We start from the raw sequence: 1240 nt of genomic DNA, 5'->3' as shown, positions 1-1240 counted from the left end.
TGGACCGGCCAGCCTTTCGTAGACATCCGGTTGCCATAATTGATGGCAATGACCGAGGTGTTTATGGGCAACAGCAAGCAGTACACGGATGAGTTCCGGGCAGAGGCGGTGAAGCAGGTGATCGAGCGTGGCTTCACGGTGGTGGACGTCGCCTCCCGGATCGGTATTCCCAAGCACACGCTCTATGGATGGGTGCAGGCCGCCAGGAAGGCGACACCGGCATCCGGTGCTGCAGCAGCGCCGACCGACTCAGCCGAGATCCGCCGGCTCAAGGCCGAGCTGCGGCGGGTGACCGAGGAGCGCGACATCCTAAAAAAAGCCGCCGCGTACTTTGCCAAGGGGTAAGGGCGAAGTACGCGTTCATGCGTGCGCACGTCCGCGAGTTCCGTCTGGTGGCGATGTGCCGGGTGCTTGGCGTGCAGCGCAGCGGCTACTACGCCTGGCTGCGCCATGGCGCCAGCGCTCGCGAGCGCGAGGATCAGCGTCTGCTGGGACTGATCAAGCATCACTGGCTGGCCAGCGGCACGGTGTACGGCTACCGCAAGATCACCCTGGACCTGCGCGAGGCCGGCGAGCGCTGCAGCCGGCACCGCGTCCTTAGGCTGATGAAGGCAGAAGGCCTGCGTGCGCAGGTCGGGTATGGCCGCAAGCCGCGCCATCGCGGCGGCCCCGTGGGCCTGGTGACCAATGTGCTCAACCGGGACTTCACGCCAGAGGCCCCGAACAAGGTCTGGGTCACGGACATCACCTACATCCGCACTTACGAAGGTTGGCTGTTCCTGGCGGCAGTGATGGACCTGTATTCGCGCCAGATCGTGGGCTGGGCGACGGCGCCGACGATGACCAGCGATCTGGTGCTGCAGGCGCTGGTGGCGGCGGCTTGGCGGCGCAAGCCGGGCCCAGGCGTGCTGGTGCATTCGGATCAGGGCTGTCAGTTCACCAGCAGCGATTGGCAGTCGTTCCTGAAAGCGCACCGGATGGTGCCGAGCATGAGTCGTCGCGGGAACTGCCACGACAATGCCGTTGCAGAGAGTTTCTTCAGCGTCTTGAAGAAGGAGCGGATCAAGCGACGGATCTACCCGACACGCGCCATGGCAGCATCGGACGTGTTCGACTACATCGAGATGTTCTACAACCCGATCCGCCGGCATGGTTCCGCTGGCGGCGTGTCACCGGTAGAGTTTGAAAGGCGCTACGCGCAGAGCGGCAACTGAGTGTCTACAGAACTCTGGCCGGTCCA

The 1240-nt window shown here is 64.1% G+C and carries 1 protein-coding gene; it reads left to right on the top strand.

Going from position 1 to position 1240, the window contains the following annotated elements; genetic code table 11:
- Positions 1–63: 63 nt before the first annotated feature.
- Positions 64–1214, top strand: a protein-coding gene (locus tag O0J73_RS22380; protein ID WP_201022396.1) for an IS3 family transposase whose coding sequence is annotated in 2 segments (ribosomal slippage) — positions 64–319 and positions 319–1214 — 1152 coding nt in all. Because the reading frame shifts where the segments join, the coding sequence is not laid out codon by codon here.
- The last annotated feature ends 26 nt before the right edge of the window (positions 1215–1240 follow it).

The sequence above is a fragment of the Stenotrophomonas sp. Sm6012 genome, assembly GCF_030985895.1.
GTDB lineage: Bacteria > Pseudomonadota > Gammaproteobacteria > Xanthomonadales > Xanthomonadaceae > Stenotrophomonas > Stenotrophomonas forensis.
This window is presented reverse-complemented; position numbering and strand designations above follow the sequence as displayed.